Consider the following 15,293-nt stretch of genomic DNA (forward strand, 5'->3'; position numbering starts at 1 on the left):
AATGCCGGAATCCATCGCGCTCTTGTCCTGACGGGCGGCCTGAGGCAAACGCCCAGGCCGCCCGGATTCCGGCGTTCGCCGGAATGACGGGGAGGGGAGGATCTTGTCCGTCACCGACTTCCTGGCGTATCTCGACGTGGAGCGCCGTGTCTCCGCGCACACGCTGGATGCCTACCGCCGCGATCTTGCCGCGCTGACGGAGTGGGCGCAGGCGCAGGGCATCACCGAGCTGGCGGATGTGCAGGCCGAAGCGTTGCGCGGCTTCGTCGCCGCCGAGCATCGTCGCGGGCTGTCGCCCAAGAGCCTGCAGCGCCGCCTGTCGGCCTGTCGCAGTTTCTACCAGTGGCTCCTGAAGCATGGCCGCATCGCGGCCAGTCCCGCGGTTGCGCTGCGTGCGCCGAAGGCCCCGCGCAAGCTGCCTCAAGTGCTGGATGCCGACGAGGCCGTCCGGCTGGTGGAAGTGCCCACCGACGCGCCGCTCGGCAAGCGCGATCGCGCGCTGCTGGAGCTGTTCTACTCCTCCGGCCTGCGCCTGAGCGAGCTGTGCGCGCTGCGCTGGCGCGACCTGGACATGGCCGGCGGCCTGGTCACGGTACTGGGCAAGGGCAGCAAGGAGCGCAAGGTGCCGGTCGGCTCGCATGCACGCAACGCGCTGGCCGAATGGCATCAGGAACGCCCCGCCGGCAACGACGGCTTCGTGTTTCCAGGGCGCGCTGACGGTCCGATCTCGCAACGGGCGGTGCAGATCCGCATCAAGCAGCTGGCGCAGCGGCAGGGTCTGTTCAAGCACGTCCATCCGCACATGCTGCGGCACAGTTTCGCCAGCCACATCCTCGAATCCTCGGGCGACCTGCGCGGCGTGCAGGAACTGCTGGGCCACGCCGACATCGCCACCACCCAGATATACACACACCTGGATTTCCAGCACCTGGCCAAGGTCTACGACGCGGCGCACCCTCGGGCGAAGCGAAAGAAATAGGCAAGCCGTAGGCTGGGATGAAGCAACGCGCAATCCCAGCGCATGGCGGTCGATATCCCGGGGTTGCTGGGATTCCGCTGCGCTGCATCCCAGCCTACGGCCGGTGTTCAGGGCGTCCTCCCAAAGGTCATGCTTGAACCGAGGAGCGGCGTCCCCACCTCTGGGGGAACACCCCGGAGGCCTCCATGGACCCCAGCCAGAACCCCCACGTTTTCCACGCCACCACCATCCTGTCCGTGCGCCGCAACGGCCGCGTCGCCGTCGCGGGCGATGGCCAGGTGACGCTGGGCCACACGGTCATGAAGGGCAATGCGCGCAAGGTGCGCCGGCTCGGTCGCGACGGCCAGGTGCTGGCCGGCTTCGCCGGCGCGGCGGCCGATGCGTTCACCCTGTTCGAACTGTTCGAAGCCAAGCTGGAGAAGCACGGCCAGCTGACGCGCGCCGCCGTGGAACTGGCCAAGGACTGGCGCACCGAGCGTCGCCTGGGCAAGCTCGAGGCGCTGCTCGCCGTCGCCGACCGGGAAACCTCGCTGATCATCAGCGGTACCGGCGACGTGATCGAGCCGGAGGACGGCATCATCGCCATCGGTTCCGGCGGTTCCTATGCCTTGTCCGCTGCACGCGCATTGCTCGCGCATACCGAACTGGACGCGAAATCCATCGCCGTCGAGTCGCTGAACATCGCCGGCGACATCTGCATCTACACCAATCGCAACGTGGTGGTCGAAGAGCTGTGAGAGGAGCCGTGACTGGCGACTCGTGATCCGCAAAGCGAACGCCAAGCCGAAACCTCCCAGCTTCCCTGAATCCGCTCTTACGAATCCCGAATCTCTTATGACGAATCCCGGATCTTCCACCATGACCCCGCGCGAGATCGTGCAGGAACTGGACCGCCACATCGTCGGCCAGCAGGCCGCCAAGCGGGCGGTCGCCATTGCGCTGCGCAACCGTTGGCGCCGCATGCAGCTCGACGACGGCCTGCGCAACGAAGTGATGCCGAAGAACATCCTGCTGATCGGTCCGACCGGTGTGGGCAAGACCGAGATCGCGCGCCGCCTGGCCACGCTGGCCAACGCGCCGTTCGTGAAAGTCGAGGCCACGCGCTTCACCGAAGTCGGCTATGTGGGCAAGGATGTCGAGCAGATCGTCCGCGACCTGGCCGACACCGCCGTCAAGATGTACCGCGAGCAGGCCAAGGCGCGCATGCGCACCCAGGCGGAGGAGCGCGCCGAGGAACGCATCCTGGATGCGCTGCTGCCGCGGCGCGAAGGCGCGGGCGGCAACGGCTTCGGTTTCGGCGCCGGCACGACCACCGTCGACATCGGGGCCGAGCCGTCGTCGAAGGAGTCGGAAACGCGCCAGAAGCTGCGCCGCCAGCTGCGCAGCGGGGAGCTGGACGGACGCGAGATCGAACTGGAGCTGTCGGCCAACGTCGGCGTGGACATCATGACGCCGCCCGGCATGGAGGAGATGGGCCAGCAGCTGCGGCAGATGTTCTCCAGCCTGGGCGGGCAGAAGACGCACAAGCGCACGGTGACCATCAAGGCCGCGCGCCCGCAGCTGATCGAGGAAGAGGCCGCGAAGTTGGTCAACGAGGACGACATCCGCGCCGCCGCCATCGAGGCCTGCGAGCAGCATGGCATCGTCTTCATCGACGAGATCGACAAGGTCGCCAAGCGCAGCGGCAACATGAGCGGTGCCGACGTCAGCCGCGAGGGCGTGCAGCGCGACCTGCTGCCGCTGGTGGAAGGCAGCAACGTGTCGACCAAGTACGGCACGGTGAAGACCGACCATATCCTGTTCATCGCGTCCGGCGCGTTCCACCTGGCCAAGCCCAGCGACCTGATCCCCGAACTGCAGGGCCGCTTCCCGATCCGCGTGGAGCTGTCCGCGCTGAGCAAGGAGGACTTCATCCGCATCCTCACCGAGCCCAAGGCCGCATTGACCCGGCAGTACGTGGAGTTGATGAAGACCGAAGGCGTGGCGCTGCGGTTCGCCGACGATGCCGTGGATCGCCTGGCCGAGATCGCCGCGCTGGTCAACGAGCGGCAGGAGAACATCGGTGCGCGCCGGCTGCATACGGTGCTGGAGCGCCTGCTGGATACGCTGAGTTACGAGGCGCCCGACCGCGACGGCCAGAGCGTCACCATCGACCGCGCCTACGTCGATGCGCACCTGGGTGAACTGGTGCAGGATCCGGATCTCAGCCGCTACATCCTCTGAGGTGACGAACCCGCCGCGAGGCGGGTTCTTCCTTCATGGGGCATGGGGACTTTGGGCTGCCGGTTACAATGACGGCCCGTTCCCGTTCTGCCCGAGCCCTGTTCATGAGCACGCTGCCGCCCTGCCCGCAATGCCAGTCCGAGTACACCTACGAGGACGGCGCGCAGCTGGTCTGCCCGGAATGCGGGCACGAGTGGTCGGTCCAGGCGCCCGTCGTCGCCGATGAGGGTCCGCGCGTGGTCAAGGACGCCAACGGCAACGTGCTGCAGGACGGCGACAGCGTCACCGTCATCAAGGATCTGAAGATTAAGGGCTCGTCGCTGGTGGTCAAGGTCGGTACCAAGGTCCGCAACATCCGCCTGGTCGACGGCGACCACGACATCGACTGCAAGATCGACGGCATCGGCGCGATGGGGTTGAAGTCGGAGTTCGTGCGCAAGGCCTGATCCGCGAGGCCGGGGCTCAGTCCTCGCCGATGTCCTCGTTCCACACCTCGGGATTGGCGCGGATGTAGTCGCCGAGCATCGTGATGCATTCCTGGCTCTGCAGGTCGATCACGTTGACGCCGGATTCGCGCAGCCAGTCCAGTCCGCCCTGGAAGTTCACCGATTCCCCCACCACCACGGTCCCGATGTTGAACTGGCGCACCAGCCCGCTGCAGTACCAGCAGGGCGCCAGCGTGGTGACCATGATCGTGTCGCGGTAACGACGTTGCCGGCCGGCCTTGCGGAAGGCATCGGTTTCGCCGTGCACGGACGGATCGCCTTCCTGCACGCGGCGATTGTGGCCGCAGCCGAGCAGGCGTCCGTCGTTGTGGTAGAGCGCGGCGCCGATGGGAATGCCGCCTTCGGCCAGTCCCTGGCGGGCCTCGGCAATGGCGGTGTCGAGCAGGGCACGGTAGTCGATCATGGGCTTCTCGGGCGAGGGAGCGTGACGCGTCTCTAGGAATCCAGCTTCACACATCGCCTACTGTGACGCTACTCGCAGCACGGACAGGGACCCTCTGGCATCCAGGGGCCGTGGACTGCGTCGCTACGTCAGGGAGCCAGGGGACCATGGACATGAAGACAAGCACGACGACGGGTCGAGCGAGGGCGATCGTCGCCACGCTCGTGCTGGGCATTGCCGGCACCGCTTCCACACATGCCCAGACCATCGAGCAGGGGCTGCTCCAGCTGGAGTGGGGCGACCCGGCCCCGGCGGCGCCAGGTCAGGCGAAGTCGAAGTCCCGTTTCAACGCCCGTCTGGTGAAGGACGACGGCAGCCGGATCGCGCTCGATCCTGCGCAGGCGCGCAAGGCCGCGGGCGATCTGTACGTGTTGGCCAACCGTCGCGTGGCGATCGCCTTCGGGGCCCCAGGCAAGACCGCGTCGTCGGCACCGACGATCGAGGCCATCGTGCCCGCGGACCGGACCGCCCAATCCGCGCCGGTCACGGCAGCCAGTGCACGCGTGGCGGCGGCCGCGCCGGTGAACGGCGTCACCCGCTGGGTCACGCTGATGTGCAAGTTCAGCGACATCGGGACCGAACAGAAGACCCAGGCGTTCTTCCAGTCGCAGTATGGCGAGGGCGTCGGCCAGTTGGGCCACTACTGGCGCGAGGTGTCCTACAACAAGATCAACCTGGCCGGCAGCAGCGCCCATGGCTGGTTCACCCTGCCGCAACCGCGCAGCCATTACGTCACCGAGGAGAACGGGGAGGATAAGGCCGACCTGAAGAAACTGTTCGCCGACTGTGGCGCCGCGGCCGATGCCACGGTCGACTTCAACAGCGTGCAGGGCGTGAACATGATGTTCAATGGCGACCTGGACGGGTACGCATGGGGTGGCGGCATGTGCGCGCCACTGGAGGGGCGGAGCAACTTCTGCACGCGTGCGACCTGGAATCCACCGTGGTCCTTCAGCAACCTGGCGCCGCTCGCGCACGAGATGGGGCACGGCTACGGCTTGCCGCATTCGGACAATTCCGACGGCGACAGCGACACCTACGACAATCCCTGGGACGTGATGAGCGATGGCTGGTACAACGCCGTATCCGACAGTACTTACGGTACCCGGCCCAAGCACATCAACGTGTTCCAGCGGCACCGGCTCAGCTGGGTGGACGGCGCGCGCCAGCAGGTCATCGTGCTGGGCGACCTGGCCACGCGCGACATCGCACTCGACTACGCGCACTTGGCCGGATCCGGCAATGTGCAGATGCTGGTGCTGTCGCTCTCGCCGCAGGCCGACCCCTATGCCACCGTGGTGTACACGCTGGAAGCACGCAAGCGGGAAGGCCCCTACGAAGGCGCGCTGGCCGGCGATGCGGTGATCGTCCACAAGGTCCAGGCATCGGGTACGGCTTACAGCATCGATGCGGACGTGCCGCCTGCCAATCGCGCCAACAACGAGGGTTCGATGTTCAAGGTGGGCGAGCGCTGGGTCACTCCGGAAGGCTCGCACGCGGTTAGCGTGAAGGCGCAGACGGCGACAGGATTCGTGGTGACCGTCGGACCCCCACGCGCGATGAGCAGCCCGCTGCCACCCCTGGTGCGGCCCGCGCAGGTGTCTGCGTCGTCGTCGTCGCCCACACGATCGACGCCGGCGATCCCCGTGAGGGGGCGCAAGCCGCCGGAGCGATGCGGTGGCGTGCGTGGCGCAACATCGCCGCAGTGCGCCATGCGCGAGCGCTGACGCGTAGGGATTTTCCTGACGGCGTACGGGGCGGACCCGATCCCGTGCGCGGGTCATGTGCCTACACGGGACATGACAAGATCGGCTACGAATCCTGACCTGCATCGCAGTTCGGAACATCCGCAACGCGAACGTGGCATTTGACGCCCGAATCCGCTCAAGACCCGTGCGTGCCGGCCGACACGACGGGCATGGCGGCGTCATCTCGACCCGCCCCCTTGAGTGGGGTCTTGCGTGTTCGAGCAACGAACTTTCGGTGCGTGGCGCATGGACGTCCGGACGTTCTTTGTCGGTTGTCTGTTCGTTCTGGCATGCGTCGTCCCGGTCCTGTCTTCGCAGGCGGAGACCGTGGTCCAGGGCGTGCTGCAGCTGCAGTGGGCGGATCCCCCGCGCGCGCTGCCGGGGCGTGTGCAGAAGGCGCCGCAGCTCGATGCTTGGCTTGAGATCGGGCCGGGCCGGCGCATCGCGCTGGACGTGAACCAGGCACGGCGTGCCGCTGGCGACCTGTATGCACTGGCGAACCGGCGCGTGGCGGTCTCCTACGGCGCGCAGGCCAACGTGGCGTCGTCCTCCAGGGTGATGGCCGCATCGCAGCCCACGCAGGTCATCCAGGCCATCGTGCCCACCGATCGGCTGCCGCAGCGCGCATTGGCCGCCGGTGCGGACGGACGCGTGATGGCGTCGGCGCCGGTGCTAGGTGCCACGCGCTGGATCACCCTGATGTGCAAGTTCGCCGATATCGCGACCGAGCAGAAGCCGCGCGAGTACTTCCAGGCGCAGTACGGGAATGCACCCGGCCAACTGGGGCACTACTGGTCGGAGGTGTCCTACGGCCAGGTCAATCTGGCCGGAAGCTCCGCCCATGGCTGGTACACACTGCCGCAGCCGCGTGCCGCGTACATGGCCACGGTCAACGGCAAGGAGAAGGCGCAGCTGTCGACGCTCTTCGCCGACTGCGCGGCCGCGGCCGAAGCCGAGGTCGACTTCAGCGGCATCCAGGGCGTCAACCTGATGTTCAATGGCGAACTGGATGGCAATGCCTGGGGCGGCGGCGCCTGCGCCACGCTCGACGGCGTCTATACCTGCACGCGGGCGACATGGAGCCCGCCGTGGTCGTTCATCAACCTGGCGCCGCTCGCCCACGAGATGGGGCACGGCTACGGGCTGCCGCATTCCAACAACAGCGATGGCGACGGCGACACCTACGACAATCCCTGGGACGTGATGAGCGACGCCTGGCGCAACGCCGCCAGCGACACGGTCCTTGGCACGCTGCCCAAGCACATCAACATGTACCAGCGCGAACGCCTGGGTTGGCTGCCTGCCGCGCGCAAGCGCGTGATCGCGGCAGACAACCGCGAAACGCAGGAATTCGTCCTCGATGCCGGCAGCCTGGTGGGCAGCACGCAGGTGCAGCTGGCGGTGTTGGCGATGCCGGCGCAGGCCGATCCCTACAAGACCGTCATCTACACGCTGGAGGCACGGCGACGCACGGGACCCTACGAGTCGAAGCTCGCCGGCGACGCGGTGATCATCCACAAGCTGGAGGATTACGGCATCGCCTACAGCATCGACCGGGATGTCCCGGCCGCCAACGTTTCCAACAACGAGGGCTCGATGTTGAAGGTGGGCGGACGCTGGAACACCCCTGACGAGCGGCACTGGGTGGAAGTGGTATCCGCCACCGCGAATGGCTTCGTGGTGCGCGTGGGGCCGCGCCCGCGCTCGATGAGTTCGCCGGCCCCGATCCTGGAGCGCACGGTCACGGTCGCGGCTTCCTCGTCCTCCGCACCGGCGCCGCGCGTGCCGGCGCCGCGGACGGCACCGCAGGCGACGGCAAGGACGGGCTGCCGCGTGCTGCCCGAGATCCTGCGTGTCCGTGCACTGTGCGCGTTGATGGAGCGCTGACCGCCAGCCTGACGCGTTCGGCTCCGGCATGCGACCGGGGCGCCGGGAGTGCGATAATCCGGCCATGAGCGAATCCCCCTACGAACGCGGCACCACCCATTTCGGCTTCCGCGACGTCGCCGCCAAGGACAAGCAGAAGCTGGTCGGCGAGGTCTTCACGTCGGTGGCCGGCAAGTACGACCTGATGAACGACCTGATGAGCCTGGGCATCCATCGGGTCTGGAAGCGCTATTTCGTGGGCACCTGTCAGGTGAAGCGCGGCGACCGCGTGCTCGACCTGGCCGGCGGCACCGGCGACATCGCCGCGCTGTTGAAGGACCGCGTGGGCGATGCCGGGCAGATCGTGCTGGGCGACATCAACGCCGGCATGCTGTCGGTAGGCCGCGACCGCATGACCGACCGCGGGCTGGTGCAGGGGCTGGAATACGTGCAGTGCAACGCCGAAGCGCTGCCGTTCCCGGACGCCAGCTTCGACCTGGTCACCATCGCCTTCGGCCTGCGCAACGTCACCGACAAGGACGCCGCGCTGCGCGAAATGCACCGCGTGCTGAAGGTCGGCGGGCAGGCCCGCGTGCTGGAGTTCTCGGAAGTGACCGTGGACTGGTTCAAGCCGGTCTACGACTTCCATTCGTTCAAGGTGCTGCCGAAGCTGGGCCAGCTGTTCGCCCAGGACGCCGGCAGCTACCAGTACCTGGCCGAAAGCATCCGCAAGCACCCGCCGCAGGCCGAACTGCAGGGGATGATGGATGCCGCCGGCTTCGCCCGGACCGGTTTCCGCAACCTGTCCGCGGGCATCGTGGCCATCCACACCGGCTACAAGGTCTGAAAAGGGCGCCCAGCGCCCTGTAGGAGCGCCCCATGGGCGCGATGCTTTCCATCACCCCGCGTGAGAGCATCGCGGGCATGGCCCGCTCCTACAAGGTGCCACGGAATGGGCGCCGGACGGCCGCCGGCAAGGCAGCCCCAGCCCGGCGCGGTAAACTAGGGACTTCCCCCGATCGCTGGAAGTCCCCTGATGCGTTCACTGGCTTTGCTGTTGTCCTGCGCCGCCGTGCTGGCGGCCGGGTGCTCCAAGGAACCCGAGTCCACCCCCGTGGCCGCGCCCAAGAAACCCGCCGTCGCCCAGGTCGCCGACCACGACGAGCATTCCTACGCCGAGCCGCAGAAAGTCGCCATTGCCGACCTGGCGCTGGACATCGCGGTCGATTTCGACGCCAAGACCATCGGCGGCACCGCGACCTACACCCTGGACTGGAAGGACAAGGCCGCCACCCAGCTGGTGCTGGACACGCGCGACCTGACCATCTCCAAGGTGGAAGGCGAGGCCGATGGCGCCTGGTCGCCGCTGCAGTACGCGCTGGCCGCCAAGGACCCGGTGCTGGGCAGCAAGCTGACCATCGAGACGCCGGCCCGCAACGCCAAGGTCCGCGTCACCTACACGAGTTCGCCGGAGGCCTCGGGCCTGCAGTGGCTGACGCCGGAGATGACCGAAGGCAAGCAGCTGCCCTTCATGTTCAGCCAGTCGCAGCAGATCCACGCGCGCAGCTGGGTGCCGCTGCAGGACACGCCGCAGGTGCGCTACACCTACACCGCGCACGTGACCTCGCGCCCGGACGTGATGGTGCTGATGAGCGCCGACAACGATCCGGCGGCCGCGCGCGACGGCGACTACAGCTTCAAGATGCCGCAGAAGATCCCGTCGTACCTGATGGCGATCGCCGCCGGCGACCTGGTGTTCAAGCCGATCTCCGCGCGCAGCGGCGTGTGGGCCGAGCCGGCGATGGTCGACAAGGCGACGAAGGAGTTCGAAGACACCGAGAAGATGATCGCCACCACCGAGCAGCTGTACGGCCCCTACCGCTGGGACCGCTACGACATGCTGGTGCTGCCGCCGTCGTTCCCCTACGGCGGCATGGAGAACCCGCGCCTGAGCTTCATCACGCCCACCGTGATCGTCGGCGACAAGACGCTGGTCTCGCTGATCGCGCACGAGCTGGCGCATAGCTGGTCGGGCAACCTGGTGACCTTCTCCAGCGCCAAGCACGGCTGGCTCAACGAGGGCTTCACCAGCTACGTGGAGAACCGCATCGTCGAATCCCTGTATGGCAAGGAACAGTCCAGCATGGAGTACGCGATCGCGCGCAACGCGCTGAAGAAGGAAATCGCCACCATGCCGGAGGCCACCCAGGCGCTGGCGGTGAAGCCGGGCACGAAGCTGGATGCCGACGACGCGCTCAGCGCCGTGTCGTACGACAAGGGCGCCTGGTTCCTGCAGATGCTGGAGGAACGCTTCGGCCGTCAGGAGTTCGACGCCTTCCTGCGCGGCTACTTCGACCACTTCGCCTTCCAGAGCATCACCACCGAGCAGTTCCTGGCGTACGCCAAGAAGCACCTGTTCGACAAGCACCCCAACCTGGTCAGCGACGCGGAGATCCAGGAATGGATCTACGCGCCGGGTATTCCCGCTGGCGCGCCGCAGGTGCAGTCGCGCGGCTTCTCCAACACCGACACCGCGCGCATCGCCTGGCAGGGCAGCGGCCAGCTGCCCAACCCGCAGCTGACCGATGCCTGGATCACCCAGCAGTGGGTGCATTTCATCGAAGGCATGGGCGACAAGCTGACCGTCGAACAGGTCAAGCAGCTGGATGACGCCTACCACTTCACCGGCACCGCCAATGGCGAGATCGCCATGCGCTGGTATCCGCTGACGATCCGCAGCGGTTACGTGGACGCGCGGCCGGAGATCGCGAAGTTCATCGAGCGCGTCGGCCGTCGCAAGCTGATCATGCCGATCTACGAGGAACTGGTGAAGACGCCGGACGGCCTGGCCTTCGCGCAGGAAACCTTCGCCCGCGCCAAGCCCGGTTACCACCCGATCACGACCGGTTCGGTCGAGGCCGTGCTGGCCAAGGCGTCGGCGGGCCAGTAAGGCATGGTGGTCCGCCTGACCCGCGCAAGGACGGTCGCCCTGGTGGCGGCCGTTCTTGTCTGCGCGATCGCCGCGTGGATCTGGCGCGAGCCCATGGCGCCGGTGCGCGCCGGCATGGCGCTGCAGGGGTGGTGGATCGGGCTGTGGGAGCAACGCCTGGTGGTCGGAGACCACCGGTGGGTCTACGACGAGCGCGAGGCCGCCGATCCCGCGGCGCCTACCGTGGTGATGGTGCACGGCTTCACCGGCAGCAAGGAGAACTGGTACCCGCTGGCCGAGCGGCTGGGGGGGCACTACCGGCTGGTGATCCCCGACCTGCCGGGCTGGGGCGAAAGCCAGCGCATCGAGGGCGCCGACTACGGCTTCAGCGCACAGGCCGACCGCCTGGCGCAGTTCCTGCAGCGCGTCCGCCGCGAGGGCAGCCCCATCGTCCTGCTGGGCCATTCGATGGGAGGCGGCATCGCCGCGGTCGCGGCGGCGCGGCATCCGCATGTGGTGGCGCGCGTAGGCCTGATCGATGCGGCCGGCGTGCGCTTCCGCGACAACCGTTTCGGCATCGACGTGCTGGCCGGTGAGAATCCTTTCGCGGTGGACGACGCGGCTTCGCTGCAGCGGTATCTGGATACCGTCTTCCACGACCGCAGCGTGCAGCCCGCCATCCCCTGGCCCGCCTCGCGGGCGGTGATCGACTGGCGCATCGCGCAGGCGCCGTTCGAGCAGCGCGTGCTGGACCGTATCGGTCGCGGCGGGGAGCGCTTCCTGCCCGGCGAGATGGCCGCCGCGATCCGGCAGCCGGCACTGCTGCTGTGGTGCCGGCAGGACCGCGTGATCGATCCCAGCGCGATGGCGCTGTACGCCCGGCAGATGCCGCAGGCGATCCAGGTTTCACTGGATGGATGCGGCCACATGTCCATCATGGAAAAACCCGACGACGTGGCGGCCGCGGTCGCCCTGTTGATCCAGCGAGGCACATCCCGATGAAGCACACGATCAAGCCCCTTCTGCTGGCCTTCGCCTGCGCCGCGGCGGTCGCCGCCTGTGGCGACCGCGAGGCCGAGCGCGCGGCGCAGGCCGCCGCCCAGGCCGCCGCCATCGAGCAGCAGGCCGACGAAGTGGCGAAGAAGTACGACAGCGCGCTGGCCTCCAACGACTGGGACATGGCGCGCATCCACGGCGTCGCCCTGCTCGACCAGTACCCGGACAGTGCCGCCGCCCGACGCATCGGGCCAGGGTTGCAGGAGGTCAAGGCCAAGGCCGAGGCGGCGCGCGAGCAGCGCCGGATGGAATCGCTGTGGGACTATGCCCAGGTTTCCGCCGACGGCGGCACGCAGCGCTCGGCCGCGATCCTCAGCAAGGACCCCGTGGACGTGGACGGCACCGGCGCCAAGCCGGTGCAACTGGTGTTCCGCGACCATCCCAAGTGGAAGCGCAGCAGCTATCTGGTGCTGCAGGCCAGCGACTTCGCGAAGGCGTGCTACCGCCGCTGCCAGGTGACCGTGATCGCCGATGGCGGTACGCCGAAGCGGATGTCGGCCAACCGGCCGGACACCGACGAGGCCACCGCGATGTTCATCGACGACCACAAGGCGCTCTGGCGCCTGGCGCGCGAGACCAAGGTCCTGGAGATCGAGTTCCCGGTGAAGGACGGCAGCATGCGCAAGGCCGTATTCGAGACGGGTGGGTTGGATGGCAAGCAGATGGCCGGGTGGTGACCCGGCCACGGTGAGGGTGCGACGCGTCGGGATCAGCGCATGGCGGCACGCTGCACCGGCGCGCGCAGGACGCGTGTGCCGAGCAGGGCGAAGCTGCCCACCACCACCGCCTGCACCAGCAGGAAGGCCCATCCCAGGGCATTCGGGGCGATCCAGCCCAGCAGCGGCAACAGCATGCATTCGATCGCGTAGAGCGCATTGATCGCCACCATCGTCCATGCCGTGCCTCGCGGGACGGCTGGCCGGCGTGCCAGCCAGAGCAGCCACGCCACATAGGGCAGCAACGCCAGGCCGACGCTGCGCAGCAGCATCTCGGGCACGCCGGTGACGGCGGCCAGCGGTGCCGCCAGCAGGGCCATCCCAAGGCCGACGGGCAGGGTCATGGCGACATCCCAGCGGATGAGCGTGCGCAGGCGGGTGGCGGGTGCAGGATGCGGATTCATGGTGGTGCCTCATGTCGTCAGGGTGGGCATCATGGTCTGCATGCGTCCGCACACCGTCGATTACCCGATGGGTAAAGCGGGCAGCGAAGGGCGGGTGCTAAGGTCGCTGCATGGACCCCGCCACGCCCTTTGGCCACCTGCTGCGCGACTGGCGCCAGCGCCGCCGCCTGACGCAACTCGACCTGGCCGATGCGGCGGGCGTCTCAACGCGGCACGTGAGCTTCCTGGAAACCCATCGTTCGCTACCCAGCCGCGCGCTGCTGATGCGGCTGGGAGCCGTGCTGGACATGCCGCTGCGCGAGCGCAACCGCATGCTGGTGTCCGCGGGTTTCGCGCCGATGTACCGCGAGCACCGCTGGGACGAGCAGGCACTCCAGGTCGCGCGCGAGGCCATCGAGCGCCTCCTGGCGGCGCATGAGCCGTACCCGGCGCTGGCGATCGACCGGCACTGGAACCTGGTGACGGCCAACGCCGCCGCGCAGCGGTTGATGGCAGGCCTGCCGGAAGCGCTGCTCGCGCCCGTCCCGAATGTCCTGCGTGCGAGCCTGCATCCGGATGGCCTGTCCTCGCGCATCGCCAACCTGCCGCAGTGGCGCGCGCACATCCTCGAGCGTCTGCAGCATCAGCACGAGGCAACCCAGGACCCCGTGCTGGACGACTTGCGGAAAGAACTGGCGGCGTATCCCGGTGGCGAGGCCGAGGACCCCGGCGCGGCGGAGGCGATCATCGTGCCCCTGCAGCTGCGCGGTCCCGATGGCCAGGTGCTGTCGTTCCTCGGCACGACGACCGTGTTCGGAACACCCAACGACGTGACCCTGGCCGAACTCGCGATCGAGTCCTTCTTTCCGGGCGATCCGGGCACCGCGGCCCTGCTGCATGCGATGGCGCAGGCCTGAGCGCACGCGGCGCCGGTCAGCTCATGCGCCGACCACCCGGTTCCGCCCCATCGCCTTCGCGCGGTACAGCGCGACATCGGCCTGGCTGAGCAACTGTTCCAGCCCGGTCATCCGTGCGGGCGCCGACGCCACCCCGACGCTGACGGTGATGTCCAGCAGGCGGCCATCCTCGAGAGGAATGAGCTCGCTGGCCAGCAGGCGCAGTCGTTCCGCGACGACGAGGGCGGCCGCGGCGTCCACGCCCGTGAGCAGCACGGCGAACTCTTCGCCGCCGAATCGCCCGAACAGGCCGTCCTCGCGCAGGTGATCGCGCATCCGGCTGGCGAACGTCGTCAGCACCGCGTCGCCCGCGGCGTGGCTGTGGCGGTCGTTGACCGATTTGAAGTGGTCGATGTCCAGCATCATCGCCGCCACCGTGCCGCCGGTCCGCTGCATGTGTTCCGCCAGCTCCAGGCCGCGCCGCAGGAACGCGCTGCGGTTGAGCACGCCAGTCAGTGGGTCGTGGTCGGCGGCATGGTTCAGGGTGGCCAGCAACCGGTTGCGCGCCGCGTTCACGCTGGCCACGGTAAGCGGCGCCACCGCCAGCAGCGCCATCCCCATGCGCAGCGAGATGACGGGCTGCACGCTGGCGTCCTGCAGCTGCAGGTCGATCCATCCGGCGGCGATGGCGATCAGCGTCCACATGCACAGCAACGCGGTGACGAGCGCGGTGGTGAACAGGCGGTAGGCGAGCGCGCACCACAACAGTGCCGGCACCGGGAAGGCGATGGCGCCCGGGCCGCCGACCGCCACCCCCAACACGAGGGCCAGTGCAAGCGCGGTGAGCGGCATGAGCACGCGTGGACGTTTCCGGGCACGCGCGAGCCCGGCGCGAACGTCACGCCAAGCGCCGGCTGGCGATGGCGCCAGCAAGATCACGGGCAGCAAGGCGACATAGCTGACCAGTTCGGCGGAGAACCAGAAGCCGCTGGCGGTCAGGAACCCCATCCGCATCAACGCATGCGAGGTCAGGCTGCCGACCAGGCTGGCGCAGACCGCCGCAGCGGCCGACGCCGCCAGGACCCACAGCATCGACAGCGGGTGCAGCAGGCGGCGGTCTTCCTCGCGCAGGTGCCGGAATACCAGATAACCGGCCAGCACGCCGGCCAGGTTGGCAGCGGTCAGCCGCAGCGTGGTGGGCAGCGAAGTGCCCGTCAGCAGGTCGGCGGCGACGTAGCCCAGCGCGGCCGCGGCCCAGCCGGCCGGCGAGGCCAGCGCGGGGCGGCGTGCGAGCAGGCCCAGCAGCAGGGCATTGGTGGGCCAGAACGTGGCCAGCTGGGATTCGGGGCGGGTCAGGATGCCCAGGCCGCTGGCGAGGAGGACCACGCCCGCCACGAGCAGCGCCTGCAGGAGGAGTTGGCGTGCGGTCGCGAGCGTGGACGCGCGGAAGTCCTGCGGAGTGGAGTGCGGATGCTGCGCGACCATGTTGCCCCTGCCTGTTGCCGACTGCGCGGGGCAGGCCTCCGGGCCGATCCCCCGGAGTTACCTT

General features: G+C 68.3%; 14 protein-coding genes. 11 read left to right on the forward strand and 3 right to left on the reverse strand.

Features of this window, described 5'->3' with window-relative positions; all coding sequences use genetic code 11:
* The first annotated feature begins 100 nt into the window (after window positions 1-100).
* From xerC to IAE60_RS05510, 4 genes are all read left to right on the forward strand, one after another.
* Complete coding sequence (xerC, locus tag IAE60_RS05495) at window positions 101-979, forward strand: tyrosine recombinase XerC (protein ID WP_187574682.1); 879 nt, start codon at window positions 101-103, stop codon at window positions 977-979.
* A gap of 185 nt (window positions 980-1,164) precedes the next feature.
* Window positions 1,165-1,716: an ATP-dependent protease subunit HslV gene (gene hslV, locus IAE60_RS05500; protein WP_162108025.1), complete on the forward strand. Its 552-nt coding sequence runs from the start codon at window positions 1,165-1,167 to the stop codon at window positions 1,714-1,716.
* A gap of 97 nt (window positions 1,717-1,813) precedes the next feature.
* On the forward strand, window positions 1,814-3,202 hold the full coding sequence (gene hslU, locus IAE60_RS05505; RefSeq protein ID WP_187574163.1) for an ATP-dependent protease ATPase subunit HslU: 1,389 nt from the start codon (window positions 1,814-1,816) through the stop codon (window positions 3,200-3,202).
* 104 nt (window positions 3,203-3,306) lie between these two features.
* Window positions 3,307-3,648, forward strand: a complete 342-nt coding sequence (locus IAE60_RS05510) for a zinc ribbon domain-containing protein YjdM (protein ID WP_187574164.1) — start codon at window positions 3,307-3,309, stop codon at window positions 3,646-3,648.
* Between the two features lie 16 nt (window positions 3,649-3,664).
* Here IAE60_RS05510 and IAE60_RS05515 read toward each other — a convergent pair whose 3' ends face one another.
* Entirely contained in the window at window positions 3,665-4,111 is a 447-nt protein-coding gene (locus IAE60_RS05515; RefSeq protein ID WP_187574165.1) for a nucleoside deaminase, read from the reverse strand.
* Between the two features lie 146 nt (window positions 4,112-4,257).
* Here IAE60_RS05515 and IAE60_RS05520 point away from each other — a divergent pair, with 146 nt between their 5' ends.
* From IAE60_RS05520 to IAE60_RS05545, 6 genes are all read left to right on the forward strand, one after another.
* Window positions 4,258-5,877: a metallopeptidase domain-containing protein gene (locus IAE60_RS05520; protein ID WP_187574166.1), complete on the forward strand. Its 1,620-nt coding sequence runs from the start codon at window positions 4,258-4,260 to the stop codon at window positions 5,875-5,877.
* A 267-nt stretch (window positions 5,878-6,144) separates the two neighbouring features.
* Window positions 6,145-7,785 (forward strand): metallopeptidase domain-containing protein, encoded by a 1,641-nt coding sequence (locus IAE60_RS05525; protein ID WP_187574167.1) that lies wholly within the window; start codon window positions 6,145-6,147, stop codon window positions 7,783-7,785.
* Between the two features lie 64 nt (window positions 7,786-7,849).
* Window positions 7,850-8,611 (forward strand): bifunctional demethylmenaquinone methyltransferase/2-methoxy-6-polyprenyl-1,4-benzoquinol methylase UbiE, encoded by a 762-nt coding sequence (gene ubiE / locus IAE60_RS05530; RefSeq protein ID WP_185895036.1) that lies wholly within the window; start codon window positions 7,850-7,852, stop codon window positions 8,609-8,611.
* Between the two features lie 189 nt (window positions 8,612-8,800).
* Window positions 8,801-10,714 carry a M1 family metallopeptidase gene (locus tag IAE60_RS05535; protein ID WP_187574168.1) on the forward strand — a complete coding sequence of 638 codons (1,914 nt, stop codon included), beginning with the start codon at window positions 8,801-8,803 and terminating at the stop codon, window positions 10,712-10,714.
* 3 nt (window positions 10,715-10,717) lie between these two features.
* Complete coding sequence (locus IAE60_RS05540) at window positions 10,718-11,695, forward strand: alpha/beta fold hydrolase (RefSeq protein WP_187574169.1); 978 nt, start codon at window positions 10,718-10,720, stop codon at window positions 11,693-11,695.
* A gap of 8 nt (window positions 11,696-11,703) precedes the next feature.
* Window positions 11,704-12,426 carry a hypothetical protein gene (locus IAE60_RS05545; protein WP_425504464.1) on the forward strand — a complete coding sequence of 241 codons (723 nt, stop codon included), beginning with the start codon at window positions 11,704-11,706 and terminating at the stop codon, window positions 12,424-12,426.
* A gap of 32 nt (window positions 12,427-12,458) precedes the next feature.
* Here the strand turns inward: IAE60_RS05545 and IAE60_RS05550 are convergent, their stop codons facing one another.
* Window positions 12,459-12,869, reverse strand: coding sequence for a hypothetical protein (locus IAE60_RS05550; protein WP_187574171.1), 411 nt, complete (start codon window positions 12,867-12,869; stop codon window positions 12,459-12,461).
* 110 nt (window positions 12,870-12,979) lie between these two features.
* Between IAE60_RS05550 and IAE60_RS05555 the strand changes: the two genes are divergently transcribed.
* Entirely contained in the window at window positions 12,980-13,765 is a 786-nt protein-coding gene (locus tag IAE60_RS05555; RefSeq protein ID WP_187574172.1) for a helix-turn-helix transcriptional regulator, read from the forward strand.
* 21 nt (window positions 13,766-13,786) lie between these two features.
* On the opposite strand, the gene IAE60_RS05560 is transcribed toward IAE60_RS05555, so the two are convergent.
* The gene (locus tag IAE60_RS05560; RefSeq protein ID WP_187574173.1) at window positions 13,787-15,229 is read right to left on the reverse strand and encodes a GGDEF domain-containing protein; all 1,443 of its coding nucleotides are present in this window, start codon (window positions 15,227-15,229) and stop codon (window positions 13,787-13,789) included.
* Window positions 15,230-15,293 lie beyond the last annotated feature (64 nt).

This window comes from Pseudoxanthomonas mexicana, assembly GCF_014397415.1.
In the GTDB taxonomy this organism is placed as follows: Bacteria; Pseudomonadota; Gammaproteobacteria; order Xanthomonadales; family Xanthomonadaceae; genus Pseudoxanthomonas_A; species Pseudoxanthomonas_A mexicana.

Bases quoted from the DNA above. Each gene is read 5' to 3' on its own strand.
- ubiE (WP_185895036.1), top strand. From the start codon at position 7,850: ATGAGCGAATCCCCCTACGAACGCGGCACCACCCATTTCGGCTTCCGC.
- IAE60_RS05555 (WP_187574172.1), top strand. From the start codon at position 12,980: ATGGACCCCGCCACGCCCTTTGGCCACCTGCTGCGCGACTGGCGCCAG.
- IAE60_RS05510 (WP_187574164.1), top strand. From the start codon at position 3,307: ATGAGCACGCTGCCGCCCTGCCCGCAATGCCAGTCCGAGTACACCTAC.
- IAE60_RS05540 (WP_187574169.1), top strand. From the start codon at position 10,718: ATGGTGGTCCGCCTGACCCGCGCAAGGACGGTCGCCCTGGTGGCGGCC.
- hslU (WP_187574163.1), top strand. From the start codon at position 1,814: ATGACGAATCCCGGATCTTCCACCATGACCCCGCGCGAGATCGTGCAG.
- IAE60_RS05525 (WP_187574167.1), top strand. From the start codon at position 6,145: ATGGACGTCCGGACGTTCTTTGTCGGTTGTCTGTTCGTTCTGGCATGC.
- IAE60_RS05515 (WP_187574165.1), bottom strand. From the start codon at position 4,111: ATGATCGACTACCGTGCCCTGCTCGACACCGCCATTGCCGAGGCCCGC.
- hslV (WP_162108025.1), top strand. From the start codon at position 1,165: ATGGACCCCAGCCAGAACCCCCACGTTTTCCACGCCACCACCATCCTG.
- IAE60_RS05535 (WP_187574168.1), top strand. From the start codon at position 8,801: ATGCGTTCACTGGCTTTGCTGTTGTCCTGCGCCGCCGTGCTGGCGGCC.
- IAE60_RS05520 (WP_187574166.1), top strand. From the start codon at position 4,258: ATGGACATGAAGACAAGCACGACGACGGGTCGAGCGAGGGCGATCGTC.
- IAE60_RS05550 (WP_187574171.1), bottom strand. From the start codon at position 12,869: ATGAATCCGCATCCTGCACCCGCCACCCGCCTGCGCACGCTCATCCGC.
- IAE60_RS05560 (WP_187574173.1), bottom strand. From the start codon at position 15,229: ATGGTCGCGCAGCATCCGCACTCCACTCCGCAGGACTTCCGCGCGTCC.